Raw genomic sequence first — 22,458 nt, 5'->3', positions numbered from 1 at the left:
TACCAATTGGTTAAGAATAATTATGTTCAATCCCAGTGGGGACAATGGTACATGTTTGGTGATGATGGAAAGATCGTCAGTGGATTGTATCAGTGGTGTGGTACTTGGTACTATTTTGATCCAATCAGCTATCAAGTGGTTAAAGGTCAAACGGTTAATTTGGGTAATGCACGGTATTCAATAGATAATAATGGCGCCATAGTGAGTGTTTTAAACAATGCAGTTGCTTTATCACAATTACCTCAGTTACCAACTGGTTGTGAAATGACTGCTGTCACAATGATGCTCCAGTATGCTGGCATTAACGTCAGTAAAGAACAAGTAGCTAATCAAACTCCAAGAAGCAATAATCCTTATTGTGGTTTTGTGGGAAACCCATATAGTAATGTTGGGTATGGACTTTGGGTGGCTCCCGGTGGAATTTCATCAGTTGTTGCTAAATATCTAGGTCATAGTTTAAATATGTCTGGATGGAGCATCGAGTCTATAAAAAATAAGTTAATAAATCAGCATTTAGTAGTTGTATGGCAAGCTCATATGCATGGCTTTGGGACTCATGCAATTACGCTAACAGGCTACGATAGCAATGGTTTTTATTATAATGATCCTTGGACAGGACAGAAGAATGCCTTTATGTCATTTTCAACATTTGATTGGAATTGGCGTGATGATCCAGCAACTAGGGGAGCATTAAGTTATTAGGAAATAGTCTGGGAGGATAATATGAAGAAACATTATAAATTATACAAAAGCGGCAAAAAATGGTGTTGTATGTTAATTGCTACTATTGCGTTTGGAATTGGTGCCGGACAGATGAATGCAATGGCGGATAATTCAATTTCTCAAACTGAGCTGCCCACTGATCAGCGAGTGCTTAATGTTAAAGGCAATGCTAATCAGATTGTTAATCAAACTATTAATTCGAATGATCAAGCTAATCAAATCAATGGCCAAGTTTCTGCTAAGAATGGATGGGTTGAAACAGCAAATGGTCAGCAAGCATACTACGTTGATGGCAAGTTATCTCAAGGAAGAAACTATATTCAATTGCCAACAATGAATCAGGAAACTGGGACTAGCTATTACCTAATGCAAGATGGAGTAGCTCAGTCAGGCCTTCAAGAATGGCAAGGAACGCATTGGTATTTTGATCCTACTTCTTATCAGTTGGTTAAGGACACTTATGTGGATCCATCTGGTAATAATACAGGATATTTAACTAATAAAGAAGGCGCAGCGCTAAATGGAATTCAAAAATGGCAAGGAACCTTTTATGCGTTTGATTACAAAACGTATCGTTTAGTTAAGAATCAAAAATTTAATGAATGGGGAAATGAATATCAAATTGATAACCAGGGGCGCGTTGTAAGTGGCCTGTATAAGGCAGCTAATGGAGATATTTATTATTTCAACCCGGTTACCTACTTACAAGAACGCAACACTTATATTGTTCCAACAGGTGAAAAAAATGGCTATCTGCTCGGAAAAGATGGCAAAGCATTAGCAGGAGTTCAAAGATGGCAAGGAACATATTACTACTTTGATCCAGAAACCAAGAAATTAGTGCGGAATCAATATGTTCAATCCCAATGGGGATTGTGGTACATGTTTGGTGAAAACGGTAAAATTGTGACTGGATCACATATGCTGAATGGAGCATTGTACTATTTTGATCCAAGTAGTTATTTAATGGTTAAGAATTCGTATCGTGTACCATCTGGTAGTGATCGTGGATACCTATTGGGAAAAGATGGTAAAGCATTAACAGGATTACAGCATTGGCAGGGATCTTTATACTATTTTGATCTTTCGGATTACTTGTTAGTAAAGAATCAGTATATTGTGATGCCGGATGAACAAGACGGTTATTTATTTGGTAATGACGGAATGGCTCAGTCAGGAGTCCAAAAGTGGCAAGGAACGTACTACTACTTTGATCCAGCCACAAAGAAATTAGTTCGAAATAAATATGTACAGTCTCAATGGGGATTGTGGTATATGTTTGGCAACAATGGAAAGATTGTAACTGGACCATATAAGTGGCAAGGGTCATTATATTTCTTTGATCCAAGTAGTTATTTAATGGTTAAGAATTCATATTGTGTACCATCTGGTAGTGATCGTGGATACTTGTTAGGTTCCGATGGACGTGCCTTAACTGGTGTTCAAAAATGGCAAGGAACATACTACTATTTTGACCCAACAACATATCGGCTTGTTAAAAACAACTATGTCCAATCACAATGGGGCCAATGGTATATGTTTGGTGATGATGGAAAGATTGTATCGGGACCTTATAATTGGCAAGGAAATTTATTCTATTTTGATCCTAGTTCATATCAAGTTGTCAAAAATAGATGGATTAATAATATTTATTTTGATAAAAATGGTATTGGACAGGATAATTATGGAAATAAATTACAAAATGTATGGTCAAGTATTATTAATGGTCAACCGGGTCATATTGGAATTGCAATCCACTCTCAATTCACAGGTAAAACGTATTCATATACTAATGCTCCAGGTTACCGTTGGCTAACAGCAAGTACCGTAAAAGTTGCAGTTTTATCAGAACTGCTACACCGAACAAACGGAAACTTAGATGGTAATATGAATTGGTTAGCCACTCAGATGATCCGATACAGTGACAATAATGCAACTACTTCAATCTGCAATAACTATTTAGGTGGAGTCCAGGGAATGAGTAATTTGTATCGAGCACTTGGTATGAATTCTACTGGAACAACATCTACATGGGGAAGCACATTAACGACACCTGAGGATCAGTTAAAGTTGCTTGACACAATTTATTTAAGTAATTCTACAAACTATCTTGATAATAATTCGAAAAATTATAATAAATACCAAATGCATAATGTTTCTGCTGGACAAAATTGGGGAATTTCAGCTGGAAGCAGTGATTTTTACATTAAAAATGGTTGGATACCTTATGGATATATGTACATTAATAGTATTGGCTTTATTCCAGGTGGTAATTGGTCAGGATACACAATTGCTGTATATACGGATGGCCAACCAGGTTTTCAGTCGGCAATTAATGTAATTCAAAGATTAGCAAGAGCTACAAAGGGTGTCCTACAAGGATAGGAGAATTAGATGGTAGAAAAAAAGGGACGACTTCTTTATATTGACGTTTTGAATTGTTTAGCTATCTTTTCTGTTTTAATGTTGCACTCTTCACAAATTGCACATTTTGGCAAAATAGGTATGCCTATCACAATATTAGGTAATGTTCTGCAAAGTATCTTTATCCCTGCGGTATATATTTTCTTTATGAATTCAGGGGCAATGTTGTTAAATTATCGCAAGCATCAAACAACAAGAGTGTTTATGATAAAGCGAGTTAAACGAGTAGTGATTCCATTCTTGTTTTGGAGTGTCTTATACTATCTATATGATATGAAATGGACAGCATTCCCTGGACCGATTTATCACGCCCATCCAGGAATTCGAGATTTTATTATGTCATTTTGTAATAACAATATTAATAATATTTTCTGGTTTTTCTATGTGATAATTGTTATCTATATAGCTCTACCGATAGTTTCGTTAGCTTCAGAAAAGCACAAAAATTATTTATTTGGAATTTCTGTAATGTCATTTCTAACCAAAGATTTTGCTTCCTGGTTTGGAAATTTAATGGGAATTAAAATTCACAATGAGTATTTTCAATTTTCACTCTTGGAATTTATAGGGTACTCAATCCTTGGATATTTAATTCAGGAAAACTATTTTTCAAAAAAACAAGAAAATTGTTTAATGACAGTTGGATTTATCACATTATTTATGTCTATATTTAATGACTTGACGGTTGGTAAATTTGTTTTAGTAGCTTCCATTGGACCGATGTTATACTCGGTTGCCTTGTTTATCTTTATTAAAAGATTATGTGAAAACCGTAATAACAATGAAAAAGCTAATAGAATATTTATGATGGCATCGTCATCTAGTTTAGGAATGTATATTCTACATGTGTTGTTTTATAAAGTATTTATAACAGTATTCGATTTAAAGATGACAAGCTTAGTCTATATATTTGTAATGCCTGTAGTTGTTTATTTAATAGGTACACCATTAATTTATTTTGTTCGGAAGGTTAAGATTATCCGAGATGTGTTGCCATAAAGATCATTTAAAAGAATTTTGTTCAACGCAGTTGACCTAGTTTAATGGTAAAGTCGTGTTATATGGTTTGATAGTTAGGCAATATTATATTCGGTACTGATAGATACCTTCTTTTTTCGGTCAATCAGTACTTATGGGTCAATTTGAAAAGGTTATTTAAGTAGCAATAATAAATATTTCTAAAGTTTCTACAAAAAGTTTGTTAGCAAGATTACATGGGAAACAGAAATATGGATAGCGAATTTTCCACATCATATGATTCATTATGGTTAATTGCTTGTTGTCTTAAAATTGTGGAATGTATTGATGCCGTAAAAGACAATGACTTATGGTTAATGGCATGTTAAATGATAGTTATAAAATAAAACTCATTTGCCTTGAAAAGTGTGTAGTGCACAAATAACATATTCCAATATGGACAAAACTAAAATTGAATAAGTTAGAGCGCTATATTTTGTATTTACCAAAAGAAGCCAAATGGTTCATGTACTAAAGTGTGATTTTTAAGAACAGATTGAACTTCTTGGAAAAAAACGAAATTCTGAAACTAGATTCTCACAAGAGAATTGTTATGAAACATCTTTTCGAATGAATTGAGCAGAAAATGTAAAAACGATGAAACTAAATATTAGTAGCAATTTGCCTAATGAAACTCATAATACTTACTATAGATAATTACCAGAGGTTGAACTAACCTAAAAAAGTGACTTTAATGAGCGCTACAAAGAACATGAAAGCCTGTATCACCAGCGATGATCGTTGTTGATGCAGGCTTTTTTCGTTGCTTAAGTGGAGCTATTTTAACATGTTTGTTAACATGGGCAGATGTTGTTAGATGATTTTTGAGTAGCGAAAAGGCTGGATTCGTTAATATAGTAAAGCTGGTTGCGTGTTAAAATGTGTTAAGGAGAAAAATAAGGTGAGAAGTGAAATTTAGAATGAAACAATATGTTGATAAAAAAGATAAGGTGATTGAAGTACAGTCAGGTGTTTTACTATTATTAAATAGTATATTATTAGCTGTATTTAACTTTGAAAAAGAATATACAATTGATATAAAAGGTATTTGTATGGCTACTATTACTGTAACAATTCCTATAGTAATAAGTGTATACGGAAATAAGAATAAATTAAAAATTGTAAGTAATAACTTCAATTCTTTATATTGAGAATTTACAATTCAAGTGCAACACAAATTAAAAAAATAACCCATAGCGGGGTAGAATTAGTTTAACAACCAAATCAAACAATTCGAGGTGCCCCATTATGAGCTATATCCATCTTACTATAAAAGAACGAGAAATACTTATGTGTTTGAAAGCTAACGGACTTTCCATTCGGGCAATTGCGCTTCGCTTGGGACGCTGTCCTAGTACTATTTCTCGAGAATTGAAACGCTGTTCCGGAAATTATTCAGCTTGTAGAGCTGAACATGACTACCACAAAAAGCGGCAAAACTGTCATAAACCTCTGTTATTAGGCCTTCATCCTCAGTTATGTCATAAAATTGCTGAAATTCCATTGGTCTCCTGAACAAATCGCTTCGCAATTTAAAAAAGAAGGTCAATGGTGTGTAAGTTATAATACGATCTATCGTCACATTTATAAGCATAATTTGGGTGAGCAATATTCATCACATGGTGACACCGGTGTTCAAAAACATTTAAGACATAAGCATCACACACGCCATCCCAAAAACACGAGAAAACATCGAGTATTACAGACTAACTATCTTTCCATTCATGAGCGTCCTAAGTTTATTAATGATCGTCAACGCATTGGTGATTGGGAGATTGATACCGTAATGGGAAAAACCGGACATGCGGTGCTTTTAACCGTGGTTGATCGTTTCAGCAGGTTGGCCTTGATCAAAAGGATAGATCACAAGGAAGCCGATGACGTTAACCAAGGATTAATTGACCTCCTAGGCTCTATTCTAAAAGAATTCGTACATTTCCTAACTCCGGATCACGGTCGAGAATTCCTTAGCTTGGACGAAGTTCAAGAACGCTTAGGAGTAACTATCTATTGGCCAGACCCATACTCACCAGAACAACGTGGCACCAATGAAAATACTAATGGCTTGATTAGGGAATATTTCCCAAAAAGAACTGATATTGACAATTACACAGAAAAGGACGTCGACTTCTGTCAGGATCAACTAAATCGACGTCCACGAAAAATATTAAACTATGAAACTCCATTTGAGGTGTTTTTTGAAGAACCGTTGCACTTAGTTTGACAATTCGTCATACATAACTGAGTGGTTATTACATATTATAAAGTCGGTCAATGAATCTAATAATGACGAACAACATGTGTAACTAAGGATAGTACAAAAAATTATTACTAGAATAATGAAAAATTCTATTTTAGGTAGTATAATTTTTGGAATTATTTGGGTAATCTTAAAAATGTAACTTTAATTTTTATTCAAAAGTATGGAAACATATGTTTTCCATTAATGAATTTGTTACCACTTTGGAGAAAACTGTAGATACGTATGATATTGGTCACTCTTTTAGCTTACTTAAAAACGTTATATAGAGATATCTACTTTTAACTCATGTATCTTTGCTGTTTTATCTATTATAATTATTAGGGTCGGGAAAAGGTATTATTATTAACGATAACCAATATTAGTGAGTATCACCAATTAGTATTAGATAGTTATTTATCTATATAAAGCATTTGTCCAGAGATTACTAAATGTTTAAGTTGATTGAAAGTTATTTATCTTATAGAATAATTTTACTAAAAAAAGTGAGGATAACCTGACTACAGGGATTTCCGTAATTGACGAGTGATGTTTGTACAAAAAACACACTAAAATTTGCGAAGTTTGATTTTGTAGTTTTAGAAATTTAGTGACTGAATAGGGGGGCTCGGGAGTAATAATGTCATGTGAATTTATTACAATAACAAGCTTATCTGAATTTATTAATAGACTTGATGATTTAAAAATTAAAGCTGGGGCTCGAACACTCTTTTATAGAGGCGAAAATAAGTGGTATCAAACGAATATGCCAGGAGCTATAAGAAATGAGCGACTTTTACGTAATGAGGGCAATATGTTTAATCAGTTTATAGCGAGAAGAGGGGATCTGTTTAATAACTGTTCAAATAATGCAGATAGATTACTAAAAATGCAACATCATCAGTTACCAACAAGATTATTAGATGTATCTGAAAATCCACTAGTAGCATTATTTTTTGCAACAGAGAACGAAGACAATGATGATGGATATGTTTACATATTTACTAACACTCCAACAAAATTTGGAATTGAGGTTGCATTGGCTAGTGATGGTCTACAAGGCTTAATTAAAGAACTAGAATTTGCCCAAGATTCTACTAGTTCAACATTTAACTTATTTGATAAGGGCTTTTATAGCGATGAAGTTGAACTAGAAGCGACTATGGTAAAAGTTAAAGGCACACATGGAACACAAAATGATCAAATGAGATTTGATAATTTTATGAAATCTGTAGAAAATTTTTGTAATGATTTAAGTGAATTTCATCTAGATGGTAGTGATAAAAAGAATCCATTTGTAAGTAATTGGCTTTTAAGATATGAGGATGGGACACTTCATGCATTTTTAGATTCAAAAAAAGTATTATATAGCATGTATGAAGATGACTTTACGCCAAATAAAGGTAATGTTCATTTTTCAAATGACATTTTTGATGAACTGATAAAAGATGGGTATCATTTTAGTAGAATTAATCCTATTGAATTATACGTTCCTAAAATATTTAGGCCTAAAGTAATAGATGACCGCTTGCGTAATCAACAAGGGAATTTTATAGTGGTACCCTTTATATGTAAAGAACAATCGCAGAATTTTTATGAATATACAAAAATAGTGCAAAGTCGCATTAATATGTTAGCGTATTATCAAAATAAAAAACGACTTATCATAAAAATTCCTAAAAATAACAAAAACAATATACATCACGATTTATATGAATATGGGATAAAGAGGTCGTTTGTATACCCGGATGATTATTCTGTAGTTGCGAATGAAATAAGTAATGAATATAATACAAAATGAACCATTTTATGAAATACTAAATTTGATTTATAATATTAAGAGTTTATTCTAAATGCAATTAATAAATTTTTTCAAGAATACCTAGAGACAAGGCTATAGTGCAAGAACACTTTTACCTTTAGATATTTAATCAATATAAGACTCAAACAACTAAATTCATAATTGTTAGTAATACACTAATTACACTGATAATATAAAAAGGCTCTGTGTCAAATCCTGTTGATGCAGGCTAATCCAGACAGTACTAAGTTTTTAAACTTGGTACTGTCTTTTTGTTTTCATCATTCGAAGGTTAATTCTGGCAAGTAAATGAGGCTCTACAATAAATCCTGTTGATAAATTACCTTCGGTAATTTCTTAATGGGATTTTTTCCTCTTTTTATAATAAAAAAGAGGTCATAATTGACCTAATCCCATCTATAAATCACCATAATTAAAGAAAGAAAATCAATATGACCCTGACTAATGATTCTATTCGTTCTTTACTAGAAATTGAAGACCCAAACATTAAAATTAATGATATTTTTTATAATTTCCCAAAATATTAAGGCCAGTATTGTCACTGGTATAACTATTAAATTTATTTTATTCCAAATAAGTCGTTTAATTTGCTAAGGATAGTAAATTCTTTAAATTCCCCAATTCACCCAATGGAAAGCTAGAATCCTTAATTTAGATGTAGTGATCCTTTGTTCGATTTCTAGATGGTGATTATTATTAGAACCTAATGTTTTCAGTGTTATTTTATATTCAAGAGGATTATTAACAGTGGTAATATCATGTATTTTTCAAGAAAACTCATTAATTTGCTTAATATACTGCCTAAGATCTCGTGTGAATTCACATAAAATAGTACTAGAATGAGGAGATAGAACGGTATCAGATCTAAAATTACAGTTTCTTGCATATGGTAAATTAAAACAAGTCTCATTAAATGTGTCACCATAAAATTCCATATTTCGTAAAATAATAGAATTATCTCGGCTATTATTCTATAACCATCTGGTTTTCCATTATCATCAGATCTTTGCGTTAGGTAAAATGTTAGCTCAGGATCTCTTTCTTTAATGTCACGGTGCCATGTATGGAAAAAAACGAAATAGAAATAATTAAAGAAAAAATAGCAATAACAGTATTAACCATTTTCGTATCTCCGTCTAATCTCGTTGTCTAAACATCAATATAATTATAAGACTAAATAGTTTTAATTGTTAATAATAACAAAAAATATTTAAAAGTCACTTTATTGAAAGCTTAAATAAAATAAATAAGTTATTAATGTATTCATGAGGAGTAAAGTCATGAAGAAATTTAAAAATATTATTGTCACAGGTGGGGCTGGTTTTATTGGTTCCAACTTCATCCATTACGTTGTTAAATACCATCCTGAAGTGGAACACATTACGGTTCTCGATAAGCTAACTTATGCTGGTAATCCGGCTAATTTAGCTGGACTACCAAAGGATAAAGTTGAATTAGTAGTTGGTGACATCTGTGATCGGAATTTAGTTGATAAGCTGGTGAGCAAGACGGATGCTGTAATTCATTACGCTGCGGAAAGCCATAATGATAACTCGTTGATTGATCCAACCCTATTTATTAAAACCAACATTGAAGGGACTTTTGAATTAATTAACGCTTGTCGGAAGTATGATGTGCGATATCATCATATTTCTACTGATGAAGTTTACGGTGATCTTCCACTACGGGAAGACTTGCCAGAACATGGTGAAGGTAAGGGTGAGAAGTTTACACCGGATTCACCGTATCGACCATCCAGTCCTTATTCATCATCGAAAGCTAGTTCCGACTTATTAGTTCGTGCATGGGTGCGGTCATTTGGATTGCGGGCAACAATTTCTAACTGCTCGAACAACTATGGACCATACCAACACATTGAAAAGTTCATCCCGCGACAGATTACGAATATTCTGAGTGAAATTCGGCCAAAGTTATATGGTTCTGGAAAGAATGTTCGTGACTGGATTCATACCAACGATCATTCGCGGGCCGTTTGGGATATTTTAACTAAGGGTAAAATTGGTGAAACTTATTTGATCGGCGCCAATGGTGAAAAGAACAACAAGGAAGTTCTGGAAATGATTCTTGAATTAATGGGTCAACCCAAGGATGCCTATGACCATGTTAAGGATCGTCCAGGGCATGACCTGCGTTACGCCATTGACGCTACCAAGCTCCGAACAGAGTTAGGTTGGCAACCAGAATTCACGGATTTCCGGGCTGGTTTGCAATATACGATTGACTGGTATACCGAACATCAAGATTGGTGGAAAGATGAAAAGGCTGCTGTGGAAGCTAAATATGCCAGAAATAGTAAATGAATTGTTTTTATATCCAAATCATGGTCTAAAAGGACAATATAGAAGAGCTATTAGATATGCTAAAATACTATTGAAAAGTTTTATGAATATGGGAGGAGTAATTGACTAATTCAGGGATATTAAAATGATAAAATTGCGTGTACAACCAACTTTGATCATTATTAGTCAATTAAAAAGATTACAACATGAATTTACAAAAAATTCTTCAGTTAAGTGGCGTAGTAGCAACAATCCTACTACTTCTGCAATTTTTCATTCAGATCCATCGTCTTAAGCAAGGGCGTGCAGTAGTGGGACGTGGTCGAATTTTTCTTAACTGGCTATTAGTTATTATTATTTTAGTCGGTTTTGGCGGCGGTGGTTACCTATCATTTAAAGATAGTCAGGCAGCTACTCATAAATTGAAAAAAGTTACTAAAGTAACTAAAGATAATCATTCTGACCAAGTTGAACTTAAATTTAAAGATCAAGTGGCTTTAAATAAGGAAGGTCAGCGACGTGTAACGTTTGAGGTGTCACCTAATACTCGTCTAAAAATTGTTGGTCACTATAGTAAGACAGTGTATAAAAAGTTTGCTGCTAAAGAAGGGAAGAGCCAAGTTAAATTTCATTATACTTTTGATGAAGCTGGCACGTATGACATTATTGCTGAACGTGGTAGTCATAAAGTTACTAAGAAATTGGTGGTTAAAGATCATGTTATCAAACTGTCAGCTAATTCAAGCGTAAGCAGTTCGTCTAGTAGCAGTAGTGTTAGTTCTTCAAATAGTAGTCGTCCTGTTAATAATACCGTAAATCAAAATTCTAATTCTGTGGCAAACCGATCATATTCAGGTGGTCGGTCTTACGCTGGTCGGACTAATAGCTATTCAACCAACCGACCAACTCCACCAGCTAACCAGCCAAGCCCTACGCCTGCTCAGCAAGCGGGAGCAAATAATGCTGGTCGGGAGTAATCAATTTACTGGGTAGATACGAAAAGAATCCCTTCGGAATAAAAACCGAAGAGATCCTTTTTAATTTGCACTTGATTTATCAACCGCATCCATCATGGCATAACGGACGCCATGTTTTTCTAATGCTTGAACACCACGGATGGTGGTGCCACCAGGGGAAGTCACCTGATCACGGAGTTCAGCAGGATCGAGACCCGTGGTAAGGGCTAATTTACCTGAACCGGTTACCATACTGGCGGCTAGTTGGTAGGCGGTTTTCCGGTCAAGGCCGTGCTTCACCGCGGCGTCACCTAAAGCATCCATGATGAAGTCAATAAACGCCGGACCACAGCCGCCAATCGTGCCAACAATGTTTAATTGCGCTTCCTGAACCGAGATCACTTTACCTAATTGTTGAAGGGCCGTGACCACTTGATTGGCATTTTCAGTATCTTGGCTAGCCGTTAAGCCGATTGTGCCGGCGTTGACCGCCACTGGGATGTTTGGAATGATCCGCAACCATCTATGGTGGGGCAAGGCAGTTTCCAAGTCCGCCAACGAAATCCCGGCAGCTGCGGAGACCATTACCACTTCCTTAGCGATCTTTGCAAAACTTTTCACGATTTGAATGGTTAACGGGGCCGGTGTCGTGAACACCAAAGCCGTCGGGTGCCAATCAATCATTTCTGCAGCTTTATGGAAAAGGGGCAGTTGCCGTGCTTCACAAAATTTCGTGACGCGGGGATTTTCCGGATTCATCACCGCTAGCTCAGTTTGACCAGCTTTTTGCCAGCCATCAATCATGGCCGAACCCATCTGACCAGCACCAATTACACCAATTTTCATCTTATTCATCCTCATCTGATTGTACTAAGTGCACATAGGCTCCGTTGATGAAGCCACGTTTTTCATCTTGATACCAGGTAACCCCATTTTCGTCTTCCAGACGGCCAATCAGCACGAGATCTTGCCCGTTAGCAACGGTTCCAGTAGATTGACCATAGGGGTAATCATAGGTATACAAGTGGCCGCCTTTGAGATAATCAACGGTCGCTGGAACTTTATTGAGCGGTAGCACTCGCAGGTCAGCTACGGGTCCATCTTTAACGGGCGGTTCTTTAGCAAAGGGATCGTGGTGAATGATTTGCATGTTATTAACATCAAATTTGATCCATCGATCCGCGTTGATTTCATACCAAAACTCGCCGTTGGTGGTCGCCACCCGTTTAAACGACCGAACGTACAGATCGCCCGGCAGCGGTTGATCAACTTGCATCCCATCCACTTGATCGTATTGTGGAGTCGTTTGTTGTAAGTACAGATACATATCAATATCTTCGATTTCGCCCCAACTCTTTTTGCGGTAATAGAAATGCACATTTTCCTGGCTACCGTCAAAGTAACCAGTCGTTTTACCGGCAGTTTTAATGAGCTTATATTGGGGGATCGTTTTTTTGACAATGGTGTAACCATCATTTTCATATCCCCGCACTAGCTGGGGAATGGCGACGTTTGCTCCCGAATCAATATCTTGGTAATAAACCCAAATTGGGCGACCAGTTTTTAAAGGTTTCATGAGTGTCAACTCCATTATTTTTTGTTTATTAATTTTAGTATACCGCGTTTAGATGTAGTGCGAGCGTGATCTTAACATTCTTAAAATAAGTATAGGAATATGCTATAATTTTTCCATCAAATTTTAAGGAGAGCATGATGAATCATCAACGCCAACAAATCCATCAGATGACGCGCCGAACCTTATTAATCGTTTTAGTTATCATTCAAGATCTGTTGCCATTGATTGGTAATTTACCAATTGGTCCATTATCGATCACTACGTTGCCCATTACCGTGGCGGTAGTTGCAATCCTGTTTGGCCCCTTCGATGGGGCCATTATCGGTAGTGCTTGGGGGATTTTAACCTGGGGACGCGCCTTGGTTTATCCAAGTAGTCCACTCGCACCGTTGATTTTTACGAATCCAGTGATTGCGGTGCTGCCTCGGATCATGGTGGGAATTGTAGCGGGGTATGCATTTAAACTTTACCGACGAAAAAATGCGCGAGCTGCTGCTGTGGTCGCCGGAGTTTTAGCATCGTTAACGAATTCTCTATTGGTATTAGGGGGCATTTATCTATTTGCCAACACGCCAGCAGTGGCCGCCGGCTATCATGTCCAACCAGGAAATTTGCTGAATGCATTGACGGTGATCCTGGCTACCAACGGGGTCGTTGAACTTATCATTACGGCGATAGTGACACCGCTGATTGCATTGCCATTACTAAAACATCTACAAAGAAAGGGCTAGTTTTCTATTTGCTCGAGGAAACTAGCCCTTTTATGGTCCAATTGTTTGATTAATTATTATTTTCAGCTGTTACTTGGGGTTGGTCATCAGCTTTAGCAACTACCGTAATCTGGTCACCATCCATTTTAGCAACCAAGTTGTGGGCACTGCTGTTATCAAGCACAAAGTCGGCAATCCGGTCTTCGATTTGTTCTTGAATCACTCGACGCAGTGGTCGTGCGCCCATCTTCGGGTTGTAACCGAGTTCCACTAGCTTTTCATCAACGGCTTCTGGCACGTCAATGTGAAGGTTGCGGTCGGCAAGCATCTTGTTAACATCGCTAATCATCAAGTTCACAATCTTCATTAAGTCGTCCTTGGTGAGGGCATTGAATTCCACGATATCATCAAACCGGTTTAAGAATTCCGGCTTGAAGTAGTTGGTTAACTTATCGAGAACCGATGTCGTATTACCAGAGGCTTCCGCGCCAAAGCCAACACTGGAAACCGCATCTCCTGATCCAGCATTTGAAGTCATAATGATGATCGTATCCTTGAAGGAAACGGTTCGGCCTTGTGAATCAGTTAGGCGACCATCATCTAGAATTTGTAAGAACATGTGCATGACATCGGGGTGCGCCTTTTCCACTTCATCTAAGAGGATCAAGCTGTAAGGGTGTCGCCGAACTTGTTCGGTCAGCTGACCGGCTTCTTCGTAACCAACGTAGCCAGGCGCAGAACCAATCAGCTTGGAAGTCGACATTTTGTCCATGTATTCTGACATATCAAATCGAATCATCGCGTCTTTCGAGCCGAAGAGTTGCTGAGCTAATTGCTTAGCTGTTTCGGTCTTTCCAACTCCAGTTGGCCCAACAAAGAGGAAGGAACCAATCGGTCGGCCTGATTTGTTCAACCCAATCCGGTTCCGCCGGATAGCACGCGCGATTTTATCTACGGCTTCCGTTTGGCCGATAACGTGTTCATCCAGCTTCTTGTCAAGATCCTTCAGTTGAGTTTCTTCTTGCTTTTGCAAGTCGCCAACTGGGATGTTGGTCTTTTCTTCCACGATGTCTTGCATATCCTTAACGGTCACCGTGGCTTCGTCTTCAACCTTGTTTTCTTCCGCAGCCTTTTTGGCTTTCGTCAGCCGGGTGACTTGGTCACGGTAGAAGGCGGCTTTTTCGTAGTCTTGATTATCAACCGCTTGTTGCTTGTGTGCTTCGGCCGTGTGAATTTCATTTTCAATGGCGGCCGGGTCGACGTTCTTCAGCGTCAAATTCTTTCTTGAACCAGCTTCATCTAACAGATCGATGGCCTTATCCGGAAGGAAGCGATCTTGAATGTACCGATCAGATAACTTGGCAGCGGCGACGATCGCATCATCAGTGTACTTCACATGGTGATAATCTTGGTAGCGGGTCTTAATGCCGTTTAAGATTTGGATGGTTTCATCAACGGAAGGTTCTTCCACTTGAACCGGCTGGAACCGCCGCGCCATGGCGCCATCTTTTTCGATCTTACGGTATTCGTTTAACGTCGTGGCTCCAATTAATTGGAAGTCACCACGGGCTAATGCCGGCTTCAAAACGTTGCCGGCATCCATGCCGCCTTCAGCATTGCCAGCGCCCATGATTTCGTGAATTTCATCAATGAAGAGAATGATGTTGGGGTTCTTGGAAACTTCTTTAATCAGTTGTTGCATCCGTTGTTCAAATTGACCCCGAATCCCTGTTCCTTGAACTAAGGAAACCACATCAAGCCGAATGATTTCCTTGTTCTGCAGCTTTTCTGGAACGTCACCGGAAACGATGGCAGTTGCCAAGCCTTCAACCACTGCGGTCTTACCAACCCCAGCTTCACCGATTAACACCGGGTTATTCTTTGTCCGCCGGTTCAGAATTTCCACGACCCGTTTGATTTCATTATCACGACCAATCACCGGGTCAATTTTGCCTTGCCGGGCCAGATCAGTCATGTTGATCCCAAATTGAGCCAGCATCCCGCCTTTGCCACCACGACCATTACCACCTTGGCGCTGGTTTTGGGCCGCCCCGGCTGCTGCTTGGCTCTGCATGTTATTGAGGGCTTTCATAAAGTCATCCATATTGCCAAAGGCAAATCCGCCGTTATTCATACCATTTCCTCCATTCATCATATTTAATTGTTGATTGTTAAATTGTTCATAGCATTTTTGACAGAGGTCCACCTGCATCTTTTGACCATTGACCATCATTTGAAGGTGAATGGTGGCAGGATTTTTATGACAGTTTTGGCATAACATTGTCGAAAAAATACCTCCTTAACTTAATCATCAAAAAAGTTTGACCTTTCTTGACTATTGGTTATCATTATACTTACTTTTTTTTAGAAAGCAAGGGTTAGCGCTGTTTAACCGAAATGGTAACAAATGTTGTCATGACGGTGCTGAACGCGTTTTGAACAGTGCAGACCCTAAATAAATTTTAGCACTCTTCTGAAATGATTGCTAAAATTGACGCATGAATCATGTATAATATAGTAGAAACCGAGTGGAGGGGATGAAAGAGTGACTGAAAATGACTACCAAGCAAAATTGGAGGAACTGCATTCAGGAACGATTAAAGAACTGGTGATTAAGCCAGAAGAATTTATGGATTTTCAAAATGTTTTTCAGACTTATCAGTACCGTTCCCAAATTGAGGGCGATGCCAAACATGGAGGAGAAATTCACTATCATTTAATTGAGAAGCAGAGTGCCTCTTAATATTTCGCTTGTATTTACCGCTTACAATCGCTATAATAAAACAAAGTAAAGCGCTTGATGTGCTGCTTAACAATTATTGTTCTAAGGAGAATGATTATAATGGAAAAACGTGATTTTACTGTTACTGCTGAAACTGGGATCCACGCACGTCCTGCAACGATTTTAGTTCAAACTGCTTCTAAGTTTACTTCAGACATTACCTTAACTTACAACGGCAAGAGCGTTAACTTGAAGTCCATCATGGGTGTAATGTCCCTTGGGGTTGGCCAAAACGCAGAAGTAACAATTTCTGCAGAAGGTGACGACGAAAAGGACGCCATTGCTGCAATTGAAGACACCATGAAGAAGGAAGGACTGGCTGACTAATTATGTCCCGGACACTCAACGGCATTGCTGCTGGCGGTGGCATTACCATCGCACCGGTCTATGTCATGGGGGCATCCAGTCTGACCGCACCGCACGAGGTTGCGGATGATGAGAATCATGAAGCACAGCGGCTTCGTGGTTCTTTTTCTTTAGTTAGTCAAGACTTGAATCAAATTGGTCAGCAAGCCGAACAGGAATTGGGCCGGCCGATTATGACGATTGAAACCCTGCAGACAGTTTTAAATGATCGTGCGATCCAACAATTAGCAATCGACATGCTAATGGAAAACCAATGGACAGCGGAGTGGACAGTGGAACGGTTAGCAGAACGGCTGCAAAAACTCTCGACGATTGCCGTCAGTAGTCCGTTTTGGGTTGGTGTTATTCACGACCTGAGCCAACGGTTATTGAGTAAGTTATTACAGCAGCCGATTCCGGATGTTGCTAACTTGGATCATCGAGCAGTCGTGATTGCCCATTCCATCAGTCCGACCCAGGTGGTCCGCTTGGATCGTCAATTAGTGGCGGCCCTGGTTACTGATGCAGGTGGTGCCACATCGCACTTTTCACTGTTATCAGAAGAGTTGGCGATTCCGAGTGTGGTTGCAACCCATCATGTTACTAAATATGCCCATAATGACATGGTCGCGATTGTTGATGGGATCCATGGGAAGGTCATTTTGCAACCATCTCCGCAAGAAATTGATCAGTATCAAAAAATGGCTGGTCAGTATGCTCGTGAGCACCAGGCGTTAGGTAAATTAAAGCATCAGGAAACGCGGAGTACCGACGGTCAGCGAATCCGAATTGCCGCTAACATGTCACTCCCCGATGAGATCAATTCAATTGTGCATAGCGGTGCAGAAGGGGTTGGACTCTTTCGGACCGAATTCATGGTGATGGAAGATGCTAAACTTGCCAGCGAAGATGCGCAATTTGCCATCTATAAAAAAGTTGCGACTGCGATGCCGGAACGATTGATTGTCGTTCGGACATTGGACATTGGCAGTGACAAGCTAGTTCAGAATACAAATTATGATGAGGGCGATAACCCAGCACTTGGTTTGCGTGGCATTCGGTTGGGATTAGCTCACCCCGAATTATTACGACCGCAAGTCCGCGCACTTTTGCGAGCAGCAACCTATGGAAAAATTGCAATTATGTTTCCAATGGTAACCACATTGGCAGAATTTCGCGCCGCCCGGGCGATGGTAGATGAGGAGCGTCAGCAATTGACCGCAACCGGGGTTAAAATTCCGGCCAACGTTCCAGTTGGGATGATGGTGGAAACTCCGGCTGCCGTCACGATGATTAACCAATTTGCCAAATATGCCGATTTCTTTAGTATTGGTTCCAATGATTTGGCGCAGTATTTATTTGCGGCTGATCGGACTAATGACAAGGTGACGCCGTTATACCAGACTCTTCATCCGGCAATGCTGCGGTCGGTCTTGCACGTGATCCGCCAGGCCCATAATGAAGGCAAATGGGTCAGCCTATGTGGCAGTATGGCAGCAATGCACGTTGCCGAACCGCTATTACTAGCAATGGATTTAGACGAGTTTTCGGTACCAGGTGATCATATTTTGCCATTACGTCATTTGATTAGCGGTTTGTCCGTCCGCCAGTTACAGCCGCTGTTACATCAAGCGTTGGATTTAACAAACGCTGATCAGGTTGAACAATTAGTTAAGCGTTCTTTGCCAGAACTTTATCAAACAGATTAGAAACAAATAAAGAGCCGCATTAGTGAACGAGCAGGTCGCTAATGCGGTTTTGACTTGCGACAAATCCAGAGAGAGTTTAAAATGATTAGAATGTGTCATTAAGTGTTATTAACGCTGAAAAAGGAGAATGTCGTTTGAGAATCGGACTGTTTACAGATACATATTTTCCACAAGTAAGCGGCGTGGCGACTTCAATCAAAACCCTGCGGGATGAGCTCATTGCTCAGGGACACCAGGTTTATATTTTTACTTCGTCAGATCCGCGGGCGACAGATAGTCCGCAGGATGGCATTTACCGGTTTGCGAGTGTGCCGTTTGTTTCCTTTAAGGATCGGCGGATTGCGTTTAGCGGTTGGTTTAAAGCTCTCCGGATTGCACGCAAGTTACAACTAGATATTATTCATAATCAAACTGAGTTTTCACTCGGGGTCATGGGTAAAATGGTGGCGAAAGAAATGGGAATTCCTTGCCTGCATACCTATCACACAATGTACCAGGACTATCTTCATTACATTGCGAATGGTCGAATCTTAAAACCTAAGGATGTCGCATATTTGGCCCACCTGTACCTGAAAAACATGTCTGGTGTGATCGCTCCCAGCGCACGGGTCCTTGATACTTTAGAAAGCTATCATGTTGAATCGCCAATTCGGGTAATCCCCACGGGAGTTAATCTGCGCGTGTATAAACTTCGCGATACGGCAGAGCAGAAATTGGCTATTCGGCAGAAGTATGGTTTTCAGGCTGATACTCCAGTCATGCTTTCATTAAGTCGATTGGCGTTTGAAAAAAACATTCAGGAATTGATTAATTCAATGCCAGATATTATCGAACAGGTACCGACAGCTCAACTCCTGATCGTTGGTGATGGTCCGGCACGGACGGCATTAGAACGGCAGGTACGCGAAATGCATCTGGCTAAACATGTTACTTTTGCGGGCCAAATTAATAATGACCAAGTTCATCATTATTATCAAATGGCGGATGTTTTTGTCTCAGCGTCCGATTCTGAATCGCAGGGCTTAACGTATGATGAGGCATTAGCTTCGGATTTACCGATTGTTGTTCGGCGGAGTGAATATACGGATCAACTAATTGATGACCCGGGAATTGGCGTTAGCTTTCAACGACGCGCGGAGTTTGTGAAAGGGGTATTGAATTATTTAAATAATCCCCCGCGAGCAGAAGCCGTTACCAAGCGTCAGCAAAAGCTGCATGATATTTCCGCAGAGGTGTTCGGAAAGCGGGTAATTGACTTTTATGAAGAGTGTCAGCACCGTTTGGATCAAGAACAGGTTCTGAAACAACAGCAGCGACGGCGCTTATTTCATCATTCAAGGAGACTCTAATGCTAAAGATCACAATGTATTCGTCAGCTGATAAAGTAAAGGGCCAAGGGGTCGGCAGTGCGTACCTTGAGTTGGTTAAAATGCTTAAGCAGCGATTTAGTCATGATTTTGACATTGAGATTAATAAGTGGCGGGTCAGTGACATTAGTCACTATCATACGATTGATCTTCCCTTTTATTTTTCAACTTTTTCCAAAAAACGTGGTCGAAAAATTGGCTACGTTCATTTTTTACCAGAAACGTTAGAGGGAAGCTTGAAGATTCCACAACCGTGGCGAAGTATTTTCTACCACTATGTGATTGCGTTTTATAAGCGGATGGATCACTTAGTGGTAGTTAATCCATCGTTTATTCCGAAATTAACTGCCTATGGAATTCCACGGACGAAGATTTCGTATATTCCAAATTTTGTGGACTCCCACAATTTTTATCCGGTGAGTGAGGAGAACCGTCGTCAACTCAGAGCTAAATTTAACATTCCGGATCATCAATTTGTTGTCCTGGGGAGTGGTCAGGTTCAAGAGCGCAAAGGCGTACCTGACTTTATCCGTTTGGCCCGACAAAATCCAGATATTCAGTTTATTTGGGCTGGCGGATTTTCGTTTGGTGCGATGACGGACGGTTATAAAGAGCTGAAGCGGGTTGTGGATAATCCGCCAAAAAATCTATGGTTTCCTGGAATTGTGAGTCGCCAGGAAATTGCTGAACTCAATAATGTAGCTGACTTGTTTCTGCTGCCTTCTTATAATGAGCTATTTCCAATGTCGGTATTAGAAGCGTTTTCTTGTGGAACGCCAGTGATGCTTCGCGACCTGTCACTGTATCATTCGATTATTGAAGGTTACTATGCACCAGCAGCAGATGTGGATACAATGCAAACAAAGCTACGCTGGCTGAAGGATCATCCTGCTGAACTGGCTCAGTTGCGAAAAAAAGCTCATGAGGCAGCCCAACGGTATTCTAAAGACCACCTTGCAAAGATTTGGTATCAGTTTTACAGCGACCAGGCAAAGGAGAAATAGGATGTCGAGGAAAAATTGGCTAGTGCTAACGGCAATGTTACTGTTAGGATGTGGCATCTTTGCATATTCTTTAAGAGATACTAATTTACATGAGATTAGTCAAGATTTATCGACGATGAATTGGGGCTGGTTCTCGGTGGCGCTGCTTTGTATTTGTTTATACTTAATTTTTGAGGGGGTCACCGTCAAAATTTTTATGGCAGATCGCTATCCGGGTTTTACGTGGAAAGATGCACTTCGTTTGCCGTTAATCGAACAATTATTTAACGGGATCACACCGTTTTCTACTGGTGGGCAACCAGCCCAATTGGTGGCGATGCTGCAATCTGGCGTGGATGGCGGAATTGCCAGCTCGGTACTATTAATGAAGTTTGTGGTTTTCCAGTCAATGATTGTCGTGAACTTCATTATTAGTTTGCTCATTGGCTTTCACTACATAGAAGAAAAACTGCATGTTTTGTCACTATTGGTAATTTTCGGCTTTGTTATTCACCTGAGTGTGATTGTGGCCTTACTAATGGTAATGTATTGGTACAATTTTACGAAACGGCTGATGAACATTGTTATTAAGCCAGTGCACTGGTTTGTGAAGGCACAGCGGTACCAGGAAATTAAAGCTTCGCTAAACGAAAAAGTTGATTCATTTTATCAAGAAAGTATCAAGATGAAGTCAGAGTACAGTAAGTTAATTAAAGTCGCAGTAGTCACAATTCTGCAGTTATTGGCTTACTATATTATTCCGTATTTTATTTTGTTGTCGCTAAATGTGCATGGGGTAAGCCTGATTATGGCGATGAGTCTGCACACACTGATTTTTATGATCATTTCGCTGTTTCCAATTCCAGGTGGCACCGGGGGTGCAGAATATAGTTTTGCGGTCTTATTTACGAGCTTTACCAACTCACATAGTAAATTAGTACTGGCAATGTTGCTATGGCGAATCCTCACTTATTACTTTGGGATGTTTGCTGGCATGTTTGCGTTAATGGTTAAACCTGACAAAGTTAAACATCGGATGGGAGTTTAGGTTGACTAAACTCTTTTTATTTAGGAGGGAAAAGGTAGTGATTAATTCTAATCTAGGAAAGATTCTGCGGCGCTTGGATGCGATGGTAGTTGACCAATCTTCTCCAAAGCAAGTACGGGAATTTCAGCAGTATGGAGTACCGGTTTGCAAAGTCATTTATGATCAGCTGGCGGGAGAATTTGTTGTTAATCGTTATGATCCAGAAAATGAATTGGTATTTGATAATCTGGATTTAGCCGCCATTGAGATTTATGATTGCCTTTATGATTTCCGACACTCATTTTAGGACGGATAAAGTAGTCTAAATCGAAGATGTTGACACGGGTAATTCGAACTTCAGAAGTGTACATAAGTAGAATGTACAGATTTAGGAAAAAGTCGAAAAACTTTGCAAAGTTTTGTTGACAATTACCTAGGGTGGCTGGTATATTAATTATCGTTGTCACGGCGGTAATCA

At 39.0% G+C, this 22,458-nt stretch carries 20 protein-coding genes and 1 pseudogene; 18 read left to right on the top strand and 3 right to left on the bottom strand.

Annotation, left to right across the window (positions count from 1 at the left end):
- From Q0C76_RS08760 to Q0C76_RS08720, 10 genes and pseudogenes are all read left to right on the top strand, one after another.
- On the top strand, positions 1 to 702 hold a 702-nt coding region (locus Q0C76_RS08760; RefSeq protein WP_295732111.1), incomplete at its 5' end, for a C39 family peptidase.
- Positions 703 to 723: 21 nt separating this feature from the next.
- Positions 724 to 3,108: a KxYKxGKxW signal peptide domain-containing protein gene (locus Q0C76_RS08755; protein ID WP_295732108.1), complete on the top strand. Its 2,385-nt coding sequence runs from the start codon at positions 724 to 726 to the stop codon at positions 3,106 to 3,108.
- Positions 3,109 to 3,117: 9 nt separating this feature from the next.
- On the top strand, positions 3,118 to 4,146 hold the full coding sequence (locus Q0C76_RS08750) for an acyltransferase (protein WP_295732106.1): 1,029 nt from the start codon (positions 3,118 to 3,120) through the stop codon (positions 4,144 to 4,146).
- Positions 4,147 to 4,347: 201 nt separating this feature from the next.
- Positions 4,348 to 4,419, top strand: a pseudogene (locus Q0C76_RS08945) (BsuBI/PstI family type II restriction endonuclease); the annotation flags it as partial.
- 665 nt (positions 4,420 to 5,084) lie between these two features.
- Positions 5,085 to 5,315 carry a hypothetical protein gene (locus tag Q0C76_RS08745; protein ID WP_295732103.1) on the top strand — a complete coding sequence of 77 codons (231 nt, stop codon included), beginning with the start codon at positions 5,085 to 5,087 and terminating at the stop codon, positions 5,313 to 5,315.
- Positions 5,316 to 5,412: 97 nt separating this feature from the next.
- Complete coding sequence (locus Q0C76_RS08740) at positions 5,413 to 5,679, top strand: transposase (RefSeq protein ID WP_367268469.1); 267 nt, start codon at positions 5,413 to 5,415, stop codon at positions 5,677 to 5,679.
- Complete coding sequence (locus Q0C76_RS08735; protein WP_295732100.1) at positions 5,654 to 6,388, top strand: IS30 family transposase; 735 nt, start codon at positions 5,654 to 5,656, stop codon at positions 6,386 to 6,388. The genes Q0C76_RS08740 and Q0C76_RS08735 overlap by 26 nt, the downstream gene beginning before the upstream one ends.
- A gap of 655 nt (positions 6,389 to 7,043) precedes the next feature.
- Positions 7,044 to 8,204, top strand: a complete 1,161-nt coding sequence (locus Q0C76_RS08730) for an FRG domain-containing protein (RefSeq protein WP_295732099.1) — start codon at positions 7,044 to 7,046, stop codon at positions 8,202 to 8,204.
- Positions 8,205 to 9,505: 1,301 nt separating this feature from the next.
- Positions 9,506 to 10,546, top strand: a complete 1,041-nt coding sequence (gene rfbB / locus Q0C76_RS08725) for a dTDP-glucose 4,6-dehydratase (protein ID WP_295732096.1) — start codon at positions 9,506 to 9,508, stop codon at positions 10,544 to 10,546.
- Positions 10,547 to 10,731: 185 nt separating this feature from the next.
- Complete coding sequence (locus Q0C76_RS08720; RefSeq protein WP_295732093.1) at positions 10,732 to 11,502, top strand: hypothetical protein; 771 nt, start codon at positions 10,732 to 10,734, stop codon at positions 11,500 to 11,502.
- Positions 11,503 to 11,562: 60 nt separating this feature from the next.
- Here the strand turns inward: Q0C76_RS08720 and proC are convergent, their stop codons facing one another.
- Together proC and Q0C76_RS08710 are read right to left on the bottom strand one after the other, a co-directional pair.
- On the bottom strand, positions 11,563 to 12,327 hold the full coding sequence (gene proC / locus Q0C76_RS08715) for a pyrroline-5-carboxylate reductase (RefSeq protein WP_295732090.1): 765 nt from the start codon (positions 12,325 to 12,327) through the stop codon (positions 11,563 to 11,565).
- A gap of 1 nt (position 12,328) precedes the next feature.
- The gene (locus Q0C76_RS08710; protein ID WP_295732088.1) at positions 12,329 to 13,057 is read right to left on the bottom strand and encodes a MucBP domain-containing protein; all 729 of its coding nucleotides are present in this window, start codon (positions 13,055 to 13,057) and stop codon (positions 12,329 to 12,331) included.
- Positions 13,058 to 13,194: 137 nt separating this feature from the next.
- Here Q0C76_RS08710 and Q0C76_RS08705 point away from each other — a divergent pair, with 137 nt between their 5' ends.
- On the top strand, positions 13,195 to 13,788 hold the full coding sequence (locus Q0C76_RS08705; protein WP_295732114.1) for an ECF transporter S component: 594 nt from the start codon (positions 13,195 to 13,197) through the stop codon (positions 13,786 to 13,788).
- Positions 13,789 to 13,837: 49 nt separating this feature from the next.
- On the opposite strand, the gene Q0C76_RS08700 is transcribed toward Q0C76_RS08705, so the two are convergent.
- On the bottom strand, positions 13,838 to 16,048 hold the full coding sequence (locus tag Q0C76_RS08700; protein WP_295732086.1) for an ATP-dependent Clp protease ATP-binding subunit: 2,211 nt from the start codon (positions 16,046 to 16,048) through the stop codon (positions 13,838 to 13,840).
- Positions 16,049 to 16,312: 264 nt separating this feature from the next.
- Between Q0C76_RS08700 and Q0C76_RS08695 the strand changes: the two genes are divergently transcribed.
- The 7 genes from Q0C76_RS08695 (at position 16,313) to Q0C76_RS08665 (ending at position 22,287) form a co-directional block, all read left to right on the top strand.
- Positions 16,313 to 16,510: a hypothetical protein gene (locus Q0C76_RS08695; protein ID WP_295732083.1), complete on the top strand. Its 198-nt coding sequence runs from the start codon at positions 16,313 to 16,315 to the stop codon at positions 16,508 to 16,510.
- Positions 16,511 to 16,609: 99 nt separating this feature from the next.
- Positions 16,610 to 16,876, top strand: coding sequence for a phosphocarrier protein HPr (locus Q0C76_RS08690; RefSeq protein WP_295732080.1), 267 nt, complete (start codon positions 16,610 to 16,612; stop codon positions 16,874 to 16,876).
- A gap of 2 nt (positions 16,877 to 16,878) precedes the next feature.
- Positions 16,879 to 18,603: a phosphoenolpyruvate--protein phosphotransferase gene (gene ptsP, locus Q0C76_RS08685; RefSeq protein WP_295732077.1), complete on the top strand. Its 1,725-nt coding sequence runs from the start codon at positions 16,879 to 16,881 to the stop codon at positions 18,601 to 18,603.
- Between the two features lie 134 nt (positions 18,604 to 18,737).
- A complete protein-coding gene (locus Q0C76_RS08680; RefSeq protein ID WP_295732075.1) occupies positions 18,738 to 19,952 on the top strand; it encodes a glycosyltransferase family 4 protein in 1,215 nt (404 codons plus the stop codon).
- Positions 19,952 to 20,974 carry a glycosyltransferase family 4 protein gene (locus Q0C76_RS08675; RefSeq protein ID WP_295732072.1) on the top strand — a complete coding sequence of 341 codons (1,023 nt, stop codon included), beginning with the start codon at positions 19,952 to 19,954 and terminating at the stop codon, positions 20,972 to 20,974. The genes Q0C76_RS08680 and Q0C76_RS08675 overlap by 1 nt, the downstream gene beginning before the upstream one ends.
- Before the next feature lies 1 nt (position 20,975).
- On the top strand, positions 20,976 to 22,001 hold the full coding sequence (locus Q0C76_RS08670) for a lysylphosphatidylglycerol synthase transmembrane domain-containing protein (RefSeq protein WP_295732070.1): 1,026 nt from the start codon (positions 20,976 to 20,978) through the stop codon (positions 21,999 to 22,001).
- Between the two features lie 37 nt (positions 22,002 to 22,038).
- A complete protein-coding gene (locus tag Q0C76_RS08665) occupies positions 22,039 to 22,287 on the top strand; it encodes a DUF1797 family protein (protein WP_295732067.1) in 249 nt (82 codons plus the stop codon).
- Positions 22,288 to 22,458: the final 171 nt, after the last annotated feature.

This window comes from uncultured Limosilactobacillus sp. (assembly GCF_934202705.1).
GTDB lineage: Bacteria > Bacillota > Bacilli > Lactobacillales > Lactobacillaceae > Limosilactobacillus.
The sequence above is the reverse complement of the archived record's forward strand: the minus strand, read 5'-3'. Positions and strand labels throughout refer to the sequence as shown.